This is a genomic window from Arcobacter sp. CECT 8985 (assembly GCF_004116495.1).
Lineage (GTDB): Bacteria > Campylobacterota > Campylobacteria > Campylobacterales > Arcobacteraceae > Malaciobacter.
This window is the reverse complement of the sequence record NZ_PDKC01000024.1, coordinates 1-22,517: the sequence shown is the minus strand read 5'-3', so window position 1 is coordinate 22,517 and position 22,517 is coordinate 1. Positions and strand designations below refer to the sequence as shown.

The following is a 22,517-nucleotide window of genomic DNA, read 5'->3' as shown; positions in this document are numbered from 1 at the left end:
ACAAATGTCTTGTTAACTTTAGTTCCAACTCCAATAGGGAATCTTGAAGACATCTCTTTAAGAGCGCTAAAAGCCTTAGAGGAGTCGGAACTAATTTTTTGTGAAGATACAAGAGTAACAAAAAAACTTCTTAGCCTATTTGCTCAAAAACATAATCTAAATTTTGAAAACAAAGAGTACAAATCATACCATTCACATAATGAGAATCAAATTTTAAAAAATCTTGATCCAGATATATTTGAAAAAAATGTTGTTTATGTAAGTGATGCAGGAATGCCTTGTGTAAGTGATCCTGGTGCAACACTTGTAGATTTTTGTATAAAAAATGATATTAAATATGATGTGATTCCAGGAGCAAATGCAGTTTTAACAGCATATGCAATGAGTGGTTTTACTTATAATACATTTACTTTTCATGGCTTTTTACCACACAAAGGTGCAGATAGAACCAATAAATTAAAAACTATAATGCAAAGTGAAAAACTTGGTATCCTTTATGAGTCACCACATAGGTTACTAAAACTTCTTGAAGAGGTTACTAAGATAGATGAAAATAGAACGATTTTTATCGTAAAAGAAATAACTAAACTTCATCAAAAATATTTTAAAAATAGTGCAAAAAATATATTTGAAGAATTTAAAGATACAAATATAAAAGGTGAATGGGTTGTAATAATTGAGCCAGTAACATATGAAGGTGAAGCAATTGATGTTACAGATATTGAAGCACTTGATTTAGCACCTAAAGTAAAAGCAAAACTATTATCAAAACTTACAGGAAGAAAAACTAAAGATATCTATCAAGAATTACTACAAAAAGCATAGAATATGCTATATTTTTGTATATTTTCTTATTAAAAGCTACTATTAAACAATTCTTTCAAATTTTATTAAAGTTAATAAAATAACTTTTACAGTTAAAAAATAAATTCTAAAATTACAAAACAGAGTTAATAAAAAATAAAAAGAAAAAGATTATAATGAGCATATGTCAATTATTATAAAGGATTTTTTATGAATGATAACATTGCAATGTATTTCGCAAAACTTTTAAAAAAAGTTGGAATAAAAAGAATATGGGGAATCACAGGTGATTCTTTAAATGGATTAAGTGATAGTTTAAAAAAATTAGGAGATATTGAGTGGATAGGAACAAGACACGAAGAAACAGCAGCTTTTGCAGCAGGAGCTGATGCAAAAGTTAGTGGTAAGATTGCAGTTTGTGCAGGTTCTTCTGGTCCAGGAAACTTACATCTTATAAATGGTCTTTTTGATTGCCAGAGAAAAGGTGTTCCTGTTTTAGCAATTGCTTCTCACATTCCTTCAACTGAAATAGGAAGTGGTTATTTTCAAGAAACACATCCACAAGAGTTATTTAAAGAGTGTAGCGTTTTTTGTGAATTAGTTACAAATCCAGAACAAATGCCACATATCTTGGAAACAGCAATTAGACAAGCTATTTTAAAAAAAGGTGTGAGTGTAATCGTTATTCCAGGTGATACAATGCTCTCACCAATGCCAGAGAGTTCAAAATTAATATGGAATGAACCTCATTTACCAAAAGTACTACCAGATGAAGGTGATATAATTGAGCTTGCAAAAATTTTAAATGAAAATGAAAAAGTAACTTTTATGTGTGGAGCAGGCTGTATTGATTCACATGATGAAATAGTTAAATTAGCACATCTTTTAAATGCACCAGTTGTTCATGCTCTTGGAGGAAAAGAGTACATCGAAGGTAATAACCCAAATAGTGTAGGAATGACAGGACTTATAGGATACGAATCAGGGTATTATGCTATGGAAAATTCTGATGTAGTACTTGTTTTAGGTTCTGGATTTCCATATAAAGCTTTTTATCCTGAAAATGCAAAAATAGTTCAAATTGATATTAAGCCTGAAGCCTTGGGAAGACATACTCAAATTGATTTAGGTATGGTTGGTGATATAAAATCAAGTTTGGAAATGCTAATACCAAGAATTAATAAAAAAGATAATAATTCATTTTTAAAAAGTGCATTAAAACATTATAGAAATACAGTTGAAAATTTTGATAAATTAGCAAGTGGGAATAGTAAAAGTGGATTAATTCATCCTCAATACTTAACAAAACTTATAGATAAACATGCAAGTGAAGATGCAATATTTACTTGTGATGTAGGTACTCCTACTGTTTGGGCCGCAAGATATATAAATATGAATGGAAAAAGAAAACTTATAGGTTCTTTTAACCATGGTTCAATGGCAAGTGCTCTTCCACAAGCAATTGGGGCAAAAGTAAGTTCTCCCAATAAAGAGGTTATTGCTTTATGTGGAGATGGTGGTTTTGCTATGTTAATGGGAGATTTTCTAACACTTATTCAGCACAAAATAAAAGCAAAAATTGTTATTTATGATAATAGCTCATTGGGATTTGTGGCTATTGAGATGAAAGCTGGTGGTTACTTATATGATAACACAGAACTAGAAAACCCTGATTTCTCAGCAATTGCAAAAGCAGTTGGAGTAAAAAGTTTTAGAGTTGAAGAACCAGAAGAATTAGAAAATACAATAAAAGAGTTTTTACAATATGACGGAGCAGCTTTATTAGATGTGACAACAGCAAAACAAGAGTTAACAATGCCTCCAAAAATCGATTTTGAGAATGCAAAAGGATTTGGAATATATATGATAAGAGCTATTATAAATGGTAAAGGTGATGAACTAATAGAAGTAGCAAAAGAGAATATATTAAGATAATATTCTCTTTTTGATAAAGTATTTATTATACTTTATCCTTTTATAATTTTATATCTCCTATCTGGGAAATATGCAACAAAAAAAATTATTACATAATGTAGCTATAATATTAAAAATATCAAACCTAATTTGTGGTTTAAATTTTATAAATGTGATGATTGCTTTATTTTTGACAATAGCTTCATTATTTTATACGTTTTCCTCTAATTTTTCTAGATTTTTTTGAATCTGTTCTAATGTATTTAAACTATCAACTAATCTTTCAAATTGATTCATTTTCTCACTAATTAGATTGTTTGTCTCATCTGAATTATTTTGAATTGTTGAAAAAGACTCATTTATTGTAGTTACTTCAGAAGATACTGCATGTAACTTGTCACTAGCTGTATTTATTGTCTTTGATATTTCATTTATTCCTACTGTAGCAACATCAACTGACTTATTACTATGAGTTAAACTTGTTTGTGTCTTTTTTGCTAGTTTTTTTACTTCATCGGCAACTACTTTAAATCCATTACCATACTCGCCTGCTCTTGAAGCCTCAATTGCTGCATTTAATGCCAATAAATTTGTTTGAATTGCAATTTCAGAAATTGATGACATTACTTTTTTAATATCATCTGCATTTTTAGTTAACTCTTTAGTCTCTTCAACTAATCTTTCATTTGTTTGAACATTATTCATTATGTCATTTGAAAATGACTCAAATTTTTTGATTACATTTTGAATAATTTCATTTCCTTCTTTTGTATTTTTATATACAAAATTTATAATCGTTACCATCTCTTGAATTAAAGGAAAGGCATCTTTAAGACTATTTAATAGTGTTGTTCTAACTCTTGATAAAAGTTGATATTGATATATTTCTCTTTGTTTATAATAAGCTACATATGAAGAGTAATGATTTATAAAATTTTCTGTATATTCATCATAGAAATCTTCATTTTCTTCTACTTTATATAAAAATAGTGCAGTTAATGTTTGATTTATATTTAAACCAAGAAGTTCTCCAAATGTTGAACAACCAGCAACTGGAATATCATTGAAAGTATTTAAAGAGTCTAACTTATCTTGATTTAATAATCTTCTTAAAATACAATCATTAAATAATGCACCTAGAGGTTTTTGTTTTTTTGTTGAAGTAAATTTTTTATAATCATTTTGTGTTATTTGAGTAAACTCTTTACTTTTTACTAAATATAACACATCACCAAATGCTACATCACAGAAAAAGGATATTTTGTCATTTTCAATATCCACATTTGCAACTGAACGTATATAATTTTCACCATTTATTTTTATTGCAAAAGTGTACTCTTTTAAAAGTTCAGGTAATCTATCCTTTGAACAAGAAAAACTTTGACATAAAGCTTTCACAATATTAACAATTTCATTTGTTTTAGTACTTAATACACTTGTAACTGTTCTATCTAATAAGTTAGCTTGTGCTACTAGAAATGATAGTTTAGTATCTTCACAACTTTGCGATTTAAATACACCAAACTTAATTTGTGGTTTAAATTTTATGAACGTAACAATTGCTTTATTCTTGACAATAGTTTCATCATTATATATAAAAGTATTTTTAAAATCTAACTTTCCACCAGATGAACCACCTATTAAAAGGCAAGGTATTTTGCCACTTTTATATACTGCTTCAGTGAAGAAACTTTCACTATTTGACAAACCATCAATAAATGTTAAAGCTATTGTATTTTCATGTCTTATTTTAAAAGGTAAATTTATTTTATTTATCTCATCTTTTATCTTTTCAATTCTATTATTATGTGAAATTGTTTGTTCTTTTATATTTTCACTAAATAACTCAACTGACTCTATTTTAAGCTCTTCAATGACTTCATTACTAAAACTTTGAAGAACTATATTATCCCATGTTGAACTTGCATCATTGTAAAGTTTATTTCTTTTTTCATCAAAATTAAATGTACATAATTCACCTGCAGTTGATGTTAAAATCAACTTTGTAGAATCTGATAAATTTGATTTTAGTTTATTTACAATTGAGGCAAAATCAAGATGAGGAGAAACGAACCCAATAATTAACTTTGGTGGCAAACTTTGGAAGTTTAAACTATTAATCAGTTCTTCATTTAAACTAGATTCACTTGCATTTACTACTTTAATATAATCTTGTGATATATTTTCCAATTTCTTGCCTTTAAATAATGTCAAAATATTATAATACAATTTAATGGAATAATCAAGGTATGTTTAAAGAGGATTATTAACTACTTTTAGATAAAATCTAGCCATGATAATTTATGGAAAACAAATTGTACTTTATGTACTTGAAAAACACCCTCATTTAATAGAAGAGGTAATTTTTTCTAAAGAGATAGATCAAAAATTATTTTCTAAATTCCTAAAACTTGGAAAAAAAATCATCAAAATTGATAATAAAAAAGCTCAAGGACTAGCACAAAGTGGTAATCATCAAGGTTTTTTTCTAAGATTGAAAGAGTTTGAATACACTCCAATTAAAGATATAAAAGATATGAATTTTATCTTAGTTCTTGATGGTTTAACGGATGTAGGAAATATAGGTGCAATAGCACGATCTGCTTACTCTTTAGGAGTAGATGCAATAGTTGCATCAAATGTTAAGACATTGAATAATTCAGGCTTAATAAGAACAAGTGCAGGTGCGATGCTTGATATACCATTTGGTCTTTATCCAAGTAGTATTGATTTAGCAAATGAACTAAAACAGTGTGGATTTGCATTAATTGGTGCAACAATGGATGGAACTGACCTAAAAAAATATGGCACTATTGATAAAAGTGATAAAGTTGCTTTATATCTAGGTAGTGAAGGAGAAGGTCTTTCAAAAAAAGTGATTAAAAAACTTGACTTGAAAGTTTCAATTGGAATGGAGCATGAATTTGATTCATTAAATGTTTCAGTTGCAGCAGGAATTTTAATATACAATCTAAAAAAATAAAATAGAAGTTGGTCATGATAAAAAAAATATTTCTTTTAAGCTTATTTACTTTAACACTATATGCAAATACTTTAAATGATAAAATTGAAAATTTAATGGGTAAATATGAGTATTTAAAACATAAAAACCTAATAAATTACATTTTCAAAAATGAATCAGATTATTTTATTGGTAAAAGTATTGATTATATAAAAGTTATAAAAAAGCTTCAAGAAAATGGCCTTTTAAAGCTGAAGCTTAATAAGCCAGAAAATATTTATATCAGATTTAACACAAATAGTGCTCCAATAAAATCATTAAAGATTTTAAAAGATACATTAAAATCTTTAGGTTTTTATTATTACTTCACGCAAACACTCAAATATGACACTCAAAATCTAAACTGGGAAATAAAACTCAAAACTGCAGCCGCCATCGACCCTCTCATTTTAGCAAACGAATTATACAAACAAAATTGTAGAGTTGCTAATATTAATAGAGAGGGAGAGGATAGATGGGAATACAGTATTGATACAACATTTTCAAAACTGAATAATTCTATTTTAATGACATCAAATGAGAAAAAGTACCTAACAAAGCCACTTAAACCTTATTTGATTAAATTAGATGAGAATATCAGCAAATTAATAATTATTTCGAAAGTATTAAATAACTGGTTTCCAAAAGTAGTTTTTTATGATAAAGATTTAAATATTCTTGATATCGTAAAACAGAATAAGTTGCATAAAAAGTTAAACCTTGAAGTGCCAGTTAATACTAAATATATAAAAATTGACGACCTATACACACTAATAAATATAAAACGTGGGTTGACAATAATTACTAAGGAGTAATAAAGTGTTTCCTGAAATTGAATTTGAAAGAATGAAAAGACTTCCAAACTATGTGTTTGCAGAAGTAAATAACATAAAAATGGAAGCTAGAAGAAGAGGCGAAGATATAATAGATTTTTCAATGGGTAATCCAGATGGACCAGCGCCTCAACATATTATTGATAAATTAAAAGAGACTGCAGATAAACCTAAAAACCATGGATACAGTGCAAGTGCGGGTATTTATAAATTAAGACTTGCTATTTGTAACTGGTATAAAAGAAAATTTGGAGTTGAAGGACTTGACCCAAATAAACATGCTTGTGCAACAATGGGTAGTAAAGAAGGATATGTTCACTTAGTTCAAGCAATTGTTAATGTTGGTGATGTGGCAGTTGTTCCAGACCCAACTTATCCAATTCATTCATATGCGTTTATGCTTGCAGGTGCAGCAATTCATAAATTTGAACTTTCATTTGATGAAGAGTATAAAGTAGATGAAGAGTTATTTTTTCAAAGATTACAAAAAACTGTTGATGAATCAATCCCAAAAGTTAAATATGTAGTTGTAAACTTTCCTCACAATCCAACTTGTGCAACTGTAAGACCTGAGTTTTATCAAAGATTAGTTGATATGGCTAAAAAAGAGAGATTTTATATTATCTCTGATATTGCATATGCGGATATTACTTTTGATGGATACAAAACACCATCAATATTCCAAGCAAAAGGCGCAATTGATGTTGCAGTTGAAAGCTTTACTCTATCAAAATCATATAATATGGCAGGATGGAGAGTTGGTTTTATTGTAGGTAATGAAAAACTTGTAGGGGCATTAAAAAGAATCAAGTCATGGCTTGATTATGGTATGTTTACACCAATTCAAGTTGCTGCAACAATTGCACTTGATGGTCCACAAGATTGTGTTCAAGAGCATATAGATAAATATTATCATAGACGAGATATTATGATTGAAGCATTTAAAGATGCTGGTTGGGAAATGGGAACACCAAATGCTTCAATGTTCATCTGGGCAAAAATTCCGCAAAAAGCTCAACATCTTGGAAGTATGGAGTTTTCAAAACAACTTCTAACTGAAGCAAAAGTTGCAGTAAGTCCAGGTATTGGTTTTGGTAAATATGGTGATAAATATGTAAGAATTGCCCTAATTGAAAATGAAAAAAGAATAAGACAAGCAGCAAAAAATATAAAAAAATATTTAAAAACTTTATAATATAGGACAAAAAATGTTAAAAATAGCAATTATTGGTGTAGGAACTGTAGGTTCAAGCGTAGCAAATATTTTAAAAAATAATAAAGAAATTATTACAGCTAGAGCTGGAGTTGAACTAGTGCCAACAATTGGAGTTGTTAATAATTTAGATAAAAAAAGAAATGTATCAATTGAGTTAACTGATAATTTAGAAAAAGTTTTAAATGATGACTCAATAGATATTGTTGTTGAATTAATGGGTGGGGTTGAAAAACCTTATGAGATTGTAAAGAAAGCCTTGACAAATAAAAAAGCAGTTGTTACAGCAAATAAAGCACTTTTAGCATATCATAGATATGAATTAGAAGAATTTGCACAAGATATACCTTTTGAATATGAAGCAGCTGTTGCAGGTGGTATTCCTATTATTAATGCCCTAAGAGAAGGATTAACTGCAAATAATATTGTTTCAATTCAAGGTATTATGAATGGAACTTGTAATTATATGCTAACAAAAATGATAAATGAAGGTGTACAATACGATGAAATTCTAAAAGAAGCTCAAGATTTAGGATATGCAGAATCTGATCCTACTTTTGATGTTGGTGGTTTTGATGCTGCACACAAACTTCTAATTCTTGGTTCTATTGCTTATGGAATTGATGCAAAACCTGAAGATATTTTAATTGAAGGTATTCAAAATATTACTAAGCATGATATAGAATTTGCAAAAGAGTTCAACTACTCAATAAAACTTCTTGGTATTGCAAAAAGAGAAGGGAATAATATTGAACTTAGAGTTCACCCTGCTTTTGTACCAAAAGATGAGATGATTGCTAAAGTTGATGGTGTGATGAATGGTATTTCTGTAATTGGTGATAAAGTTGGTGAAACAATGTATTATGGACCAGGTGCAGGTGGAGATGCAACTGCAAGTGCAGTAATTGCAAATCTTGTTGATATTGCAAGAAGAGGCAAAGGTTCTCCTATGCTTGGATTTGAACAAGATTATGGAGAAAAACTATCATTACTTCCAAAAGATGAGATTAAAACAAAATATTATCTAAGACTTGAAGTTACAGATAAAACTGGCGTATTAGCAAAAATCTCAACAATACTTGGAGATTGTGGTATTTCAATAGAAAAGATGCTTCAAAAACCATTAGATAATGAAAAAGCAAATATTTTATTGGCAACACACACTTCAATTGAAAAAGACATATTAAAAGCAATTGCAGAAATTGAAAAAACTAAAGTAGTAACTCATAAACCTGCGATGATTAGAATAGAAGCATAAGCTTCTATTTTATATATAAAAACCAAAATAATTTTTAAATATCCTTTTAAGCAATTAAGCTTTATTATTCAATCAAAACTAACTTATAAAGAAATAATGTGAACAAATCTCAAAATTTAACAACTGATGATATTCCAAAATTACTAAAACAATTAGCAATTCCTGCAAGCACAGGTATGTTTTTTAATACTATGTACAATGTAGTAGATACTTTCTATGCAGGAGTTATTTCAACAAAAGCAGTTGCTGCATTGTCCCTTAGTTTTATGCTCTTTTTTATGATAATTGGACTGGGATATGGTTTTTCATCTGCAATTACTGCATTAATAGGAAATGCTTTAGGAAAGAAAAAACATCTATTAGCCTCTATTTATGCTCATAAAGGAATACTTTTTATTCCTTTTGTTGGTATGATTTTAATGGTTCTTGGTTTTATATTTTCAAAACAGATGTTTTTACTTTTAGGTGCAAAACAAGACTACTTACAAATATGCTTAGACTACATTTATGTTTTACTAGGTGGTATTCCATTTTTTATGCTCAATTTCTCTTTAAATGCAATCTTAGTTGCAACAGGAGATACTAAAACATATAGAAATACATTGATTTTTGGTTTTTTTGCAAACTTAGTATTAAATCCCTTATTTATACATGGATTTTTATTTATTCCAGCCATGGGAATTTCTGGTATTGCACTTGCAACTGTTTTAATACAAGTTATAAATATGTTATATATTTTTAGAAAAGTTTTAGAAACTAAAATGGTGCATTTTGCGAAACCTCAATACTTTTTACCTCAAAAAAGAATCTACAATGATTTTTTTATTCATGGCTTTCCTTCTAGTTTAAATATGCTTACTATGGGGATTGGTTCTATTATATTAACATATTTTGTAACAACATATGGATATAAAGCAGTTGCAGGATATGGAATTGGATTTAGAGTAGAACAACTTATGCTTCTTCCTGCACTTGGATTAAGTACTGCTGTTTTAACCTTAGTATCAAACAACTTTGGTGCAAAAAAATATGAAAGAGTATCCCAAAGTATATACAAAGCATTAAAATATGGCTTTTTTATCTGTACATTTGGACTTATATTTTTATATGTTTTTGGAGAGTTTATAGTATCACAATTTGATAAAGATGTAGAAGTAATAGCTTATGCAACAGGATATTTAGCAATAGAAGTTTGGATTTTTTATGCCTTTGTTACACTATTTATTTGTGTTTCAACTCTGCAAGCAATTAAAAAACCTAAAATGATATTCTGGATTGGTTTATATAGACAAATTGTAGCAAAGTATTTAGTTGGATTTGTTATTGTAATTTATTTAAATTTAGAGATAAAATATTTTTGGATTGGTGTTTTAGTTATGATTTATTCTGCTGCTATATTTACATTTTTTTACACAAGAAATGAATTAAAAAAATTAAATATCCCAGATATTTAAAGAAAAGAGAATCTCTTTTCTTTAATTTATACTATTTTTTTATAGCTTCAACTTCAACTTCTATTTCTACTTTTTCACCTACTACTACACCACCTAATTCTAAAGCTTTATTCCATTTAAGTCCAAAATCTTTTCTATTGATTTCGCCTTCTAATGTGAACCCTAATCTAGTCTCTCCTCTAAAATCTTTTATAACACCATTTAATTCAACTTCTAATTTAACTTCTTTAGTAACCCCTCTAATTGTTAAATCACCAATCATTATGCCTTCATTATCATCTTCTAATTTAAAAGATTTCATAACAAATTTCATATCAGGAAATTTACTAGCATAAAAGAAATCTGCACTTCTTAAATGATTATCTCTTTTTTCATTTGCAGTATCAACTGAGTTAGTTTTTATAGTTGCACTTAAAGCATAAAACTTTTTAGTTTTTGCATCAAAGTCTATTTTTGAATCATAAGTATTAAACTTACCTTTTACATTTGATATCATCATATGCTTCACTGAAAAACCTACATTAGAGTGACTCTTGTCAACTTTAAATTCTGTTGCATTTAACACCCCAAAAAATAGTACTATTACCCCAACTACTTTAACTAAATTCCTCATTTCCTCTCCTTATTTGAATTAAAATATTCTATTGTACTAGTGTGTACTGTTTGTGTAGAAATATTCTTTTAGATTATGATATACTTTTGCTTTAGGAATAATTATGAAAATACTTTTATTAGAAGATGATCTTATATTAAACGAGATTATTACAGAATATTTAGAATCAAAAAATTTTGAAGTAACTTCCACTTATGATGGAGAAGATGCCCTAACTAAGCTTTTCTCGTCAATTTATGATATTTTATTATTAGATGTGAATGTACCAAATATTAATGGTTTTGAAATTTTACAAAGATTAAGAGAAGAAGGCATTACAACTCCTTCAATTTTTATTACCTCATTAAATCAAATTGATGATTTAAAAAAAGGTTTTGATGTAGGCTGTAATGACTATTTAAAAAAACCCTTTGAACTAGAAGAACTAGGATTAAGGATAGATAATCTCAAAAAAACTTTTAATATTGATGCAAATATTATTAAAATTGATGAAAATATTATTTTAAATACTAGAGATTTTATTCTCAATAATGAAGGCATAACTCATAATTTACCACAAAAAGAAGCAAAAATATTGATATATTTAGTAAATAATGCCAATAAAATTGTAACTCACGAAGAGTTAATATCAAATATTTGGAGCTACGAAGAAACACCAAATGCTTCAACACTAAGAACATATATAAAAAATCTTAGAAAAATACTAAGTGAAGATTATATCCAGACAAAAAAAGGAGTTGGCTATAGTTTTAACAAGAAGTGAAAAAAGTGCCTTAGTTAGGTTCTTGAGTCTATATCTTGGCTCATCATTTATACTATTATCCCTTAGTGCATGGCTATTTTTTAGAATGGAGTCAAATCTGTATTATGATTTGATTACATCAAATATGAAAAGTGTAGCATCAAAAATATCATCAACTATTATTTATGCACAAATGACAAATCAAAAAATAAGTCCTGAAAGAATTAAAAAAAATATAGATTTTGATTTTGCATTGTATAATTTAGATCAAAAAAAAATAGTAGGTAATATTAAAGTAAAAATTGATTTTTCAAAAAAAATCCAAAAAATCGATAATAGTTATATTTTGATTGATGACTCTGCATTAGGTCATCTTGGTGTAAATTATGTAGTTATAAAAGAGAATATTCTTCATAAAAAGGTAATAAAACTTGAAAAGAAAATATTAATATCATTTTTTTTAATTTTTATACTTATTTCAATAATTGGATACTATCTTGCAAAAATGTTTATAAAACCAATTACAAATGAAAGAATTAAACTAAATAACTTTATCAAAGATACAACCCATGAATTAAATACTCCAATTACTGCTATTTTAATGTGCACAAGTAAAGGCTCATCATTAAATGAAAAAAATCTCCAAAGAATTAATCTAAGTGCAAAAAGAATATCTGAAATATATAAAGATTTAATTTTTTTATTTTTAGAAGATAAAAGAAAAGAAGAACCAAAAGATCAAAGAATTGATGAAATATTAAATGAACAAATTGAATATTTCAAAACTTTAGCAGCAAAAAAGAAAATTCATATCACAACTAATATTGAACCAACAAACTTATTTATTGATAAAGAGAGTTTTATAAGATTGACAAATAACTTAATATCAAATGCAATTAAATATAATAAAATCAATGGTTCAGTTGAAGTCATCTTAAAAAATAATCAATTAATAGTAAAAGATACCGGCGTAGGAATTAATAGAAAAAATAAAAAAGATATCTTCAAAAGATTTTATAGAGCAAATAGTGTACAAGGTGGTTTTGGTATTGGTTTAAATATCGTTTACACTATTTGTAAACAGTACAACATAAAAGTCGATGTGGAATCTAAACTTAAAATAGGAACTACTTTTACCTTAACTTTAAAATACACAAAAAATTCACACTAATTATGTAAGAATTCCTTAAAATAACAACAAGGAGTTCTTATGAAAAGTTTTTTTAAACTTTTTTCAATCTTAATCTTAGCATTTGGTATTGCAAATGCAGACCCTATTTCACAATCGGTTAATAAAAATGGTTATGATGTAAATCTTACATCAGAAAAATCACTTGTAATGGGAAGTAATGTTCTTTATGTAAAAGTAACAAAAGATAATAAATCTGTAACTGATGCTAAAGCAAAAATAAAATTCTTTATGCCTAAAATGCCAGGTATGCCTTATATGGAATTTGAAGACAAAGCAAAATTAGTTGGTGACAAATATAAACTTGATGTAAATTTCTCTATGGGAGGAACTTGGCAATATCAATTAAAAGTTAAAACTTCAGATGGGAAAATCCATAAAATTAGAGGTAGTGTAAATCTATAATGAAAAAAACACTATTTTTAATCGGCCTTTTTATCATAAACTTAAGTGCAAATAGTATTAATAATCTTGTAAATAGTGCTATATCAAAAAATAGTGAATTAAAAAGTATAGAAAAATCTATCAAAATAGCAAATGAAAATATTTCACTTGCTACAAAATATCAAAACCCTTCTTTATCTCTTGGAATAGCTGATATTCATACAAATTCGGATTATGATAAAAGAGATTTAGAAGCGATGCAAACACAGTTTATCGGGATTACTCAAGTTATCCCGATAACTGATAAACTAGATATAAACCAATCTATACAAATTACAAATAAAACTATTTTATCACTTAAATTAGAAGATAAAAAACTACTATTAAAATCAAAAATTTACGAACTGGTGTATAAAATTGCAATTTTAAAAGAAAAAAGAGCTTTTATACAAAAACAAAAACAAAATTTACAAAGATTAGTGACTTTACAAAATACAAAATATCAAACATCAAAAGTTGATATCAACTCAATATTTGATACAAAAATAGGTATAAAAAATTTTGATGTTGCATTAAATAATTTAGATACAAATATAAAGACATTAAAATTAAATCTTGAAAAAATCACATATACTTCTACAAATGATATAGATATAAACACAGATATAAAAAGAAAGATATTACATTTTAACTTTGATGAACATCCAAGAATCAAAATATTAAATCAAAATTTGAAACTTAATAAACAACAAGAAGCTTATGAAGAAGCATCAAAAACATCAGATATTAAACTTAATGCAACTTATTATAGTAGAAATGAATTTGAAGACTATGTAAATATTTCAGTTGCTATTCCTCTTTCTATTTATGATAGAGAAAATATAAAAGTAAGAAAGGCACAATTTGCCTATTTAAAAACAAAAGATGATTTAGAAAATGAAAGACAAAATCTAAAAATAGACTCAAAGATATTACAACAAGAGTTAAACAATAGTTATAAAAATTATGAAATAATAGAAAAAGATATTATGAAACTTCAAAAAAATATTGAAAAAACTCTAAGTATAAATAATAATTTTAAAGATGTTGCATCAAAAATTATAAAAAATCTAAACAAAACAATAAATTTAAAAATTTCTGCACTAAATGAAAAAACAAGATATTTTACAACACTATCTAAAGCCATATATTATGGAGGGAATTAATGAAAAAATTTTTTATACCAATATTTTTAATTAGTATAACTATTTTAAATGCAAAAGTAATAGAAGTAGAACAACTATTTAATAAAAAAGTAACTACTGTAAAAAAAGAAAAAGTATCAATCACAAAAGATTTCTATGCAAATAGCACTATTATGGATGATAAAATTACAGATATTGTAACAAGATATGATGGGTACATCACAAAACTAAATGCAAATAGAGTATTTATAGATGTAAAAAAAGGAGAACCTCTTTTTTCTATCTATTCAGATACTATTTATAATATTATCAAAGATTTACAAATTGCAAAAGATTTAGATAAACAACTTTATGAAAGTACATTAAATAAACTTCAAGTTCTAGATATTAATAAAAAAGAGATAGATAGATTAAAAAATCTAAAAACTGATTTTAAAGATGTTACAGTTTATTCACCATACAATGCTCTTATTTTACAAAAGAATATAAATGATAAATCATTTGTAAAAAAAGGTAAACTACTTTTACAACTTGCAAATATAGATAAATTGTGGGTTATTGCAAAAATATATGAAAGTGATTTAAAAGATATAAAAGTAGGTCAAAATGTAAAGATATTTTTTGATGGAATACAAAAGCCTATAAAATCAAAAATAGATTTTATATATCCAAATACTAATAAAAAAGATAAAACAATAGATATAAGAATAACAGTAGATAATAAAGATAGAAAAATATACCCAAATATGTTTGCTAAAGTTAAAGTTCAAATCAAGAGTGAAACTATGCTTACTCTTCCTAAAACAGCTGTATTAAATAAAGCAAACAAATATTATGTTTTTGAACCAATTTCAAAAAGTGAATTTAAACCAATTAAAGTAACAGTAAAAAGAATTTCATCAAATAAATATGAAATTTTAGATGGTCTTTCACAAGGACAAAAAGTTATAAATAACTCACTATTTTTACTTGATAGTGATGCAGTGACAAATGCTCTTTATGATAACGATGATGACGAAGATTGGTAGGATAAAAAATGGTTGAAAATATAATATCATATAGTATAAAAAATAAATTTTTAGTCTTATTTTCAGTAATTATTCTAACTTTAGGTTCTATTTGGGCAGTTAAAAATACAAGTTTAGATGCCCTTCCTGATCTTTCACCTCCACAAGTAATTGTGCAAGTAAAATGGGCTGGGCAAAGTCCAAAAACAATAGAAGAGCAAGTTTCATACCCTCTTATTTCAAATTTGATGAGTTTGCCAAATATTGAAACAGTAAGAGCAATGAGTTCTTTTTCTAATGCATTAATTTATATAATTTTTAAAGATGGAACTGATTTATATGAATCAAGAAATAGAATTTTAGAGCAATTATCTCAACTTCAAGGTGAATTTCCCCAAAATGCAAAAATTACAATTGGTCCAGATGCAACTGGTGTTGGTTGGGCTTATGAATATGCACTAAAATCTGATACTAAAAGTTTAGATGAATTAAGAACATTACAAGATTATTACTATAAATATGCACTTTTAGGTGTAGATGGAGTAAGTGAAATTGCCTCTATTGGGGGTTTTATAAAAAATTATGAAATTACTCTAAACCAAAATAAAATGGTTCAATATAATATAGGAATAAAAGAGGTAAAAAAAGCACTTCAAGAAAGCAATGATGATAAAGGTGGAAGAATTATCCTTGAGAATGGTTATGAACACATTATTACTGCAAGAGGTTATTTAAAAAGTGTATATGATATAGAAAACATTACAATAAAAACCGTAAATAATACACCTTTAAAAATAAAAGATATTGCTAATATTAATGTAACCTCAACAAATAGAAGAGGTATGGCTGATTTAGATGGTCAAGGTGAAACCGTCGGTGGCATTGTTATTGTAAGATATGGAGAAAATCCATATAAAGTAATAAAAAATGTAAAAAAGAAACTTGAATCACTTAAAGTTGATGGAGTAAAAGTTGTAGAAACTTATGATAGAAGTTCTTTGATTGATAAGGCAATTGATACATTAAAATCAACGCTTGTAGAAGAATCAATAATTGTAATGATTATAACAGCACTATTTTTATTTCATGCACGTTCAGCTCTTATAATTATATTAACTTTGCCTATCACTGTTTTATTTACATTTTTATTTATGAAAGCATTTGGAATGGGCTCAAATATAATGAGTTTAGGTGGTATTGCTATTGCAATTGGAGCGATGGTTGATGCAACAATTGTAATGGTAGAAAATGCCCATAAACATCTTCAAGGAAAAGAAGATATTTCAAACAAAGAAAGAATTAATATTATTATCAAATCAGCAAAACAAGTTGGAAGACCAATATTCTTTGCACTTATTTTGGTTGTAGTATCTTTCTTACCTATTTTTGCATTAACAGGTCAAGAAGGAAGATTATTTACTCCCCTTGCATTTACAAAAACATTTGCAATGGTAAGTGGAGCCATTTTATCAATTACTGTAGTTCCTATTTTAATGATATTTTTAATAAAAGGGAAAATTTTAAGTGAAGAAAAAAATCTTTTAAATAGATTTTTTATAAAAATATACTCTCCACTATTGAAATTATCTTTAAGATTTAGATATGTAATTGTTGCAATATTTTTAACTACATTAGTCTTAGCATACCCAATATATAAAAAACAAAATTGGGAATTTATGCCAATGATGAATGAACAAACTTTTATGTATATGCCTGTAACTCCTTATGGATTAGGAATTGATTTATCAAAAGAGATAACTCAAAAAACAGATAAAATTCTAAAATCATTTCCTGAAGTTGAAACTGTTTTTGGAAAAGCTGGACGAGCAGACAGTGCAACAGATCCTGCACCACTTGCAATGATTGAGACAATAGTTACTCTAAAACCCCAATCAAAATGGCCAGAAGGAATGACATATAAAGAGTTGATGAAACAAATGGATGAAAAACTAAGAGTTGCAGGATTGATTAACTCATGGACATATCCAATTAGAGGAAGAATTGATATGCTTTTGACTGGGATTAGAACTCCTTTAGGTATAAAACTTTATGGAAATGACCATGAAAAACTTGAAAGTGTTGCATTAAAAATAGAACAAAAATTAAAAAAATTTGATAAAACACTTACTGTTTCATCAGATAAAATAAACTCTGGATATTACTTAAATATAGATATAAATGAACAAATGTTATCAAGATACGATATTACTAAAGATGATATTTTAAATACAATTTCATTAGGAGTTTCAGGAACACAAATATCTACATTCTTTAAAGGCTTGGAAAGATACCCAATAAGTTTAAGATATGAAACAACACAAAGAGAAGATATAAATAGTTTAAGAAATTTACAGATTAAAACAAAACTTGGATTTCAACCATTAAAACTATTTGCAAATATAGAATATGAAGAGGGACCATCTGTTATTAAATCAGAAAAAGCTTTAAATGTTAACTTTATATATATTACACCAAAAGATGGTATTAGTGCAAAAGAGTATAAAGATAGTGCAAAAAAATTATTAGATGAAATCAAATTACCTACTGGTTATTTTTTTGAGTGGGCGGGACAAAGTGAATATCTAGAAGCTGCTATGCAAAAGCTTTTATATATTATTCCTTTTACTTTAATGATTATATTTATATTAATATATTTTGCATTGAAAAATATCACTTATACTGTGATTATTTTCTTTACATTACCATTTGCACTAACAGGAGGAATATTTTATTTAGATTATTTGAACTTTAATATTTCTATTGCAGTTATAGTTGGTTTCTTAGCACTTCTTGGTGTTGCATCTGAAACATCAATTGTAATGCTTGTTTATTTACATGAAGCAATGAATGAATTAAAAGAAAAAGGATTAGACTTTACAAAAGAGCATATTTTTCACTATATTTATAAAGGTGCTGTTTTAAGACTAAGACCTAAACTTATGACACTGTTTGCAATTCTAGGAGGATTAGTTCCAATTATGTATATTAATGGAGTAGGAAGTGAAGTAATGCAAAGAATAGCTGCACCAATGATTGGAGGGATAATATCTTCTGCATTTTTAACTTTAATAATTATACCTGCAATATTTTATATATTAGCACTTAAAAAAACTGACAAAATATTAGAAGCAAAAACTTCTCATTAAAAGCCTCAAATATTGAGGCTTTTATCTTTTAAATATCGGCTAATATAAAACTAATAATTTTTTTAGTATTATTTTGATTCTGTTTATCAAAATTAATATTAATAAAGGCTAAATATTGAAAAAGGCGTTCTCTTTAATGGAATTAATGGTTGTAATTATTATATTAGGACTACTGGCTACTCTTGTTTTACCTAACTTAACAGGTAAAAGTGATGAAGCAAAAAATAAATTAATGTGTATCCAAATGAAAAATATTTCACAAACATTAAAATTATACAAATTAGAGAATTCTTCTTATCCAACTATTGAAGAAGGGCTAGAAAAACTAGTTAAGAATAACTATTTTGAAGACGATATTCTTCCAAAAGATGCATGGAATAATAAATTTATCTATATTGTTGATGAAAATAGTAAAAAATTTGATCTAATTTCAAAAGGTCAAGATAAAAAAGAGAATACAAAAGATGATATTTATTTCTCAAAGTGTAAAAAATAATAAAATATGAAAAAAGCTTTTAGTTTAATTGAATTAATTATTATAATATCAATAATTTTAGTTGTTACATATTTAGTTGTTCCTAGTTTTAACTTTAAAAACAAAAGTAACATAACTAAATATAATATAGAAAATATAAAAGAGCAGCTGTTAAAAAATTATGACTATAATGACTTTATCGAACTTATTTGCTTAAAAAATAGAGGTTATTGTCTTTTAAATATAGATGGAAATTTTAAAGAAAATAAAATTAATCTTTTTAAAAATAATCCAGATATTGAAGTTTATAATTACAAATTTCAAAAAATATATTATGAATCATTTAACAATAAAACCTATTTCAATGAAGAAGTTAACTATATATTAAAAATTTCAAAAAGTAAAAGTAGTGATAATATCATTGCTTTAAACGATAAAGAGTTCTTTGTTTTTAACTCTTTATATCAAAAACCAAAAAAATACTTATCTCTACAAAAAATAAAAAAGAAATTTGAAAATAATAAAAATAGGTTATTAAATGCTATTTAAATATAAAGGTGTAGATTCAAAAGGAAATTCTACAAAAGGTAAAATTGAAGCAAAAGATTTACTTGAAGCTAAAAGAAGATTAAAGCTAAAGTCAATTTACTATACCAACCTTGAATCAACAAATTTTAATTTCTCAAAATTTTTTAATAAACAAAAAAGCATTGATACATTAACCCTTAGTAATTTAAGTAGAGATTTGAGTATATATTTAGAATCTGGAATATCTTTAATTAAAGCAGTTGAATTATTAAAAAAAAGATATGAAAAAAACAGAATATATTTTATCTTTTTTGATACAGTTTATAACTATTTAGATGAAGGTAAAAACTTCTATAATGCACTAAATTCACAAAAGATTATAAATATTCCAAATTTTTATAAGCAATCTATTAAAATTAGCGAAGCAAATGGATTATTATCTTCTGTATTATTAGAATTATCAATCTTTTTAAAAGAACAAAATAGAATAAAAAAACAGGTTTCCCAAGCAATGGCATACCCAACTTTTATTTTAACAATCTCAATATTTATGGTTGGTTTTATGCTTAGTTTTATTGTTCCAAAAATAACTCAGATTTTTACTCAAATAGATCAAGAGCTACCACTTATTACAAAAATAACAATTCAAATGGGTGATTTTTTTTCAAATAATTATCAAATGATATTTTTTTGTTTGATTTTCATGATTTTTTTATTTTCATACTGTTTAAGAAAAATCTATAACTTTAGATATTTTATTCATTCTATTGTTTTAAAACTTCCATTTTTTTCAAAGCTTATAGAAGTATCTGAACTAAGTAGATTCTCTTATATGAACTCTATGCTAATAAAATCAGGTGTTCCTGTAGTTCAATCAATAAATTTAAGTGCAAATGTTCTAAAAAATGAAGTAATCAAAAAACTATTTATTGAAGCCTCAGACTCAGTTGTTGAAGGACAAAAGCTATCAAGTTTTTTAAAAAATAGTAAAATTTATAAAATAGAAGACTCATTTATTCAGTCAATAAGTATAGGTGAACAAACAAGTAAATTAAGCCAAATTTTAAACAACTTAGCAAAACTTTATAATGAAACAAATAGTGATAAAATCGCTATCTTTTTATCTTTAATTGAACCAGTTTTTATGTTAATTGTTGGCTCTATTATTGGATTTATTGTAGTTGCGATGCTTTTACCTATTTTTTCAATGAATTTAGGATAGTTATGAAAAAAGCTATAATTTTACTAAGTACTATTTTTTTTATAACAATAATATCTTTATTAATTATTACAAATCTAAAACAAACAGATGAATATATAAATAAAACAACAAAAGATTTAGATTTTACACAAGCAGAGATTTTAATAAAAAATATCTCAAAAGAGTTGGCAAATCATGAAAACTTAAATGAGTTTTCAAAAAATTTAGATGAAGATGAATACAAACAACTTCCCTTTAAAATTAAGAATATTGATATAAATGTTGCATTGAAATTAGCAAGTAAAAATAGTGTAAATCTAAACTTCTTAATAGATTCATTTAATACAAACAAAATGGATTTATATTATAAAGTAAAACAAAAACTTGATTTTTTATTTATTAAATTCAATATTGAAAATAGTTTCTATATAGAACAATCTATTTTCAAAAACAGTAAATATAACTCATACAAACAAGTACAATCAGTAATTAATAATTTTTATGAAAAATACCATGATAAAAATATATTTAAAATAAAAGATTATCTTTCTTATAAACCAATAGATAATAATTTTTTATTTTGCAATATAAATATAAAACAAAACAAATCACAAATATATTCAAAAATTTTAATAGATATAAAAAATAAAAAGGCAGATTTACTTGAATTTACTATCAAATGAAAAAATAGATAAACTCTATTTAGTAAAGAACAAAAAATATAATATAACATCTAAAGTTGATATTATTTTATCCCCTGAATTTTATTGGGTTAAGATTTTCACTATTCCAGTACACAGTGAAAAAAAAGCATTAAAAATAGTTCCTTCTTTATTTGATGAATACTTAGATAAAAACAATAACTACGCTTTTAATGTTAAAAAAATTGAACAAAATAGATATATTGCATTTGCTTATATAAATGATGAGATTTTTAATAGTATTAAAAATAGTGATATTCCTATGTCAAATATAAATAATATCTATTTTGCACAAAATGAATTAATTGACTTTGAATCTTTTTATTTTGAAGATTTATACTTTAAAAAAATAAAAGGACTTTTAGTAAAAGTTCCTGTAAAAATTGAAGAAGCAATAAATATAAAAAATAGAATTGATGAGATAAAGCTTTCAAAAAATAGTATTGATTTAAAGTTTTATAACTCTTCGAAATTTAGCTTTAAGTCTATTATTTCTATAACTATTTTTCTATTAATAATATTGCTCACAAATTTTATAAGTTATTTTGATTATTCAAATCAGAGTAATTTACTAAATAATAAAATTGAGTCTTTATACTCAAAAACAAATATTCCATCTAGTTCAATACAAAGAGAACTTGTTTTAAAAAAGTATGAAAATAGTTTTTTAAAACAAAAAGAATTAAGAAATAATATACATTTTCTAATAAAACAGTTTAATCAACATTTAGAATTTATAAAATATGAAAAAGATGAGATCATCTTCAAAGTAATAAATATAAAACCAAATAAAATCAAAAAAACACTAGAAAAGAAATTTGATAAAAATAGAATATCTTTTGAAAAAGACTCAATTGTAAGGATTAAAAA

20 protein-coding genes are annotated in these 22,517 nt (G+C 25.9%); 18 read left to right on the top strand and 2 right to left on the bottom strand.

All coding sequences use genetic code 11. The features are described from left to right. Positions 1-9 precede the first annotated feature (9 nt). The gene (gene rsmI, locus CRU93_RS10340; RefSeq protein ID WP_129104131.1) at positions 10-825 is read left to right on the top strand and encodes a 16S rRNA (cytidine(1402)-2'-O)-methyltransferase; all 816 of its coding nucleotides are present in this window, start codon (positions 10-12) and stop codon (positions 823-825) included. A gap of 189 nt (positions 826-1,014) precedes the next feature. Next, positions 1,015-2,739 carry a ubiquinone-dependent pyruvate dehydrogenase gene (poxB, locus tag CRU93_RS10335; protein WP_129104130.1) on the top strand — a complete coding sequence of 575 codons (1,725 nt, stop codon included), beginning with the start codon at positions 1,015-1,017 and terminating at the stop codon, positions 2,737-2,739. Between the two features lie 189 nt (positions 2,740-2,928). Here the strand turns inward: poxB and CRU93_RS14400 are convergent, their stop codons facing one another. After that, complete coding sequence (locus tag CRU93_RS14400) at positions 2,929-4,908, bottom strand: methyl-accepting chemotaxis protein (RefSeq protein WP_129104129.1); 1,980 nt, start codon at positions 4,906-4,908, stop codon at positions 2,929-2,931. Positions 4,909-5,011: 103 nt separating this feature from the next. On the opposite strand from CRU93_RS14400, the gene rlmB reads away from it, so the two are divergent. The 5 genes from rlmB (at position 5,012) to CRU93_RS10305 (ending at position 10,477) form a co-directional block, all read left to right on the top strand. Then, positions 5,012-5,701 (top strand): 23S rRNA (guanosine(2251)-2'-O)-methyltransferase RlmB, encoded by a 690-nt coding sequence (rlmB, locus tag CRU93_RS10325; protein WP_129104128.1) that lies wholly within the window; start codon positions 5,012-5,014, stop codon positions 5,699-5,701. A 14-nt stretch (positions 5,702-5,715) separates the two neighbouring features. After that, positions 5,716-6,534, top strand: a complete 819-nt coding sequence (locus CRU93_RS10320; protein WP_129104127.1) for a hypothetical protein — start codon at positions 5,716-5,718, stop codon at positions 6,532-6,534. 4 nt (positions 6,535-6,538) lie between these two features. Next, positions 6,539-7,747 carry an LL-diaminopimelate aminotransferase gene (locus CRU93_RS10315; protein WP_129104126.1) on the top strand — a complete coding sequence of 403 codons (1,209 nt, stop codon included), beginning with the start codon at positions 6,539-6,541 and terminating at the stop codon, positions 7,745-7,747. A 13-nt stretch (positions 7,748-7,760) separates the two neighbouring features. After that, positions 7,761-9,023 (top strand): homoserine dehydrogenase, encoded by a 1,263-nt coding sequence (locus CRU93_RS10310; protein WP_129104125.1) that lies wholly within the window; start codon positions 7,761-7,763, stop codon positions 9,021-9,023. A gap of 98 nt (positions 9,024-9,121) precedes the next feature. After that, positions 9,122-10,477 (top strand): MATE family efflux transporter, encoded by a 1,356-nt coding sequence (locus CRU93_RS10305; protein ID WP_129104124.1) that lies wholly within the window; start codon positions 9,122-9,124, stop codon positions 10,475-10,477. Between the two features lie 31 nt (positions 10,478-10,508). Here the strand turns inward: CRU93_RS10305 and CRU93_RS10300 are convergent, their stop codons facing one another. Further along, on the bottom strand, positions 10,509-11,090 hold the full coding sequence (locus CRU93_RS10300) for a YceI family protein (RefSeq protein WP_129104123.1): 582 nt from the start codon (positions 11,088-11,090) through the stop codon (positions 10,509-10,511). A gap of 103 nt (positions 11,091-11,193) precedes the next feature. On the opposite strand from CRU93_RS10300, the gene CRU93_RS10295 reads away from it, so the two are divergent. The 11 genes from CRU93_RS10295 to CRU93_RS10245 all read left to right on the top strand — a co-directional run. Beyond that, positions 11,194-11,853 carry a response regulator transcription factor gene (locus CRU93_RS10295; RefSeq protein WP_129104122.1) on the top strand — a complete coding sequence of 220 codons (660 nt, stop codon included), beginning with the start codon at positions 11,194-11,196 and terminating at the stop codon, positions 11,851-11,853. After that, positions 11,828-13,003 carry a HAMP domain-containing sensor histidine kinase gene (locus tag CRU93_RS10290; protein ID WP_129104121.1) on the top strand — a complete coding sequence of 392 codons (1,176 nt, stop codon included), beginning with the start codon at positions 11,828-11,830 and terminating at the stop codon, positions 13,001-13,003. The genes CRU93_RS10295 and CRU93_RS10290 overlap by 26 nt, the downstream gene beginning before the upstream one ends. Before the next feature lie 39 nt (positions 13,004-13,042). Continuing rightward, positions 13,043-13,426 (top strand): FixH family protein, encoded by a 384-nt coding sequence (locus tag CRU93_RS10285; protein WP_129104120.1) that lies wholly within the window; start codon positions 13,043-13,045, stop codon positions 13,424-13,426. Continuing rightward, entirely contained in the window at positions 13,426-14,610 is a 1,185-nt protein-coding gene (locus tag CRU93_RS10280; RefSeq protein WP_129104119.1) for a TolC family protein, read from the top strand. The genes CRU93_RS10285 and CRU93_RS10280 overlap by 1 nt, the downstream gene beginning before the upstream one ends. After that, positions 14,610-15,617, top strand: coding sequence for an efflux RND transporter periplasmic adaptor subunit (locus CRU93_RS10275; RefSeq protein WP_129104118.1), 1,008 nt, complete (start codon positions 14,610-14,612; stop codon positions 15,615-15,617). Before CRU93_RS10280 ends, CRU93_RS10275 begins: the two co-directional genes overlap by 1 nt. Positions 15,618-15,625: 8 nt before the next feature. Beyond that, positions 15,626-18,742 carry an efflux RND transporter permease subunit gene (locus CRU93_RS10270; RefSeq protein WP_129104117.1) on the top strand — a complete coding sequence of 1,039 codons (3,117 nt, stop codon included), beginning with the start codon at positions 15,626-15,628 and terminating at the stop codon, positions 18,740-18,742. A gap of 115 nt (positions 18,743-18,857) precedes the next feature. After that, positions 18,858-19,238, top strand: a complete 381-nt coding sequence (gene gspG, locus CRU93_RS10265; protein WP_129104116.1) for a type II secretion system major pseudopilin GspG — start codon at positions 18,858-18,860, stop codon at positions 19,236-19,238. 6 nt (positions 19,239-19,244) lie between these two features. Next, positions 19,245-19,766 (top strand): hypothetical protein, encoded by a 522-nt coding sequence (locus CRU93_RS10260; RefSeq protein WP_129104115.1) that lies wholly within the window; start codon positions 19,245-19,247, stop codon positions 19,764-19,766. Further along, a complete protein-coding gene (locus tag CRU93_RS10255; protein ID WP_129104114.1) occupies positions 19,756-20,967 on the top strand; it encodes a type II secretion system F family protein in 1,212 nt (403 codons plus the stop codon). Before CRU93_RS10260 ends, CRU93_RS10255 begins: the two co-directional genes overlap by 11 nt. Positions 20,968-20,969: 2 nt before the next feature. Beyond that, positions 20,970-21,629 (top strand): hypothetical protein, encoded by a 660-nt coding sequence (locus tag CRU93_RS10250; RefSeq protein ID WP_129104113.1) that lies wholly within the window; start codon positions 20,970-20,972, stop codon positions 21,627-21,629. Then, positions 21,610-22,517: hypothetical protein (locus CRU93_RS10245; RefSeq protein ID WP_164967667.1), on the top strand; the 908-nt coding region annotated here is incomplete at its 3' end. The genes CRU93_RS10250 and CRU93_RS10245, both read left to right, overlap by 20 nt.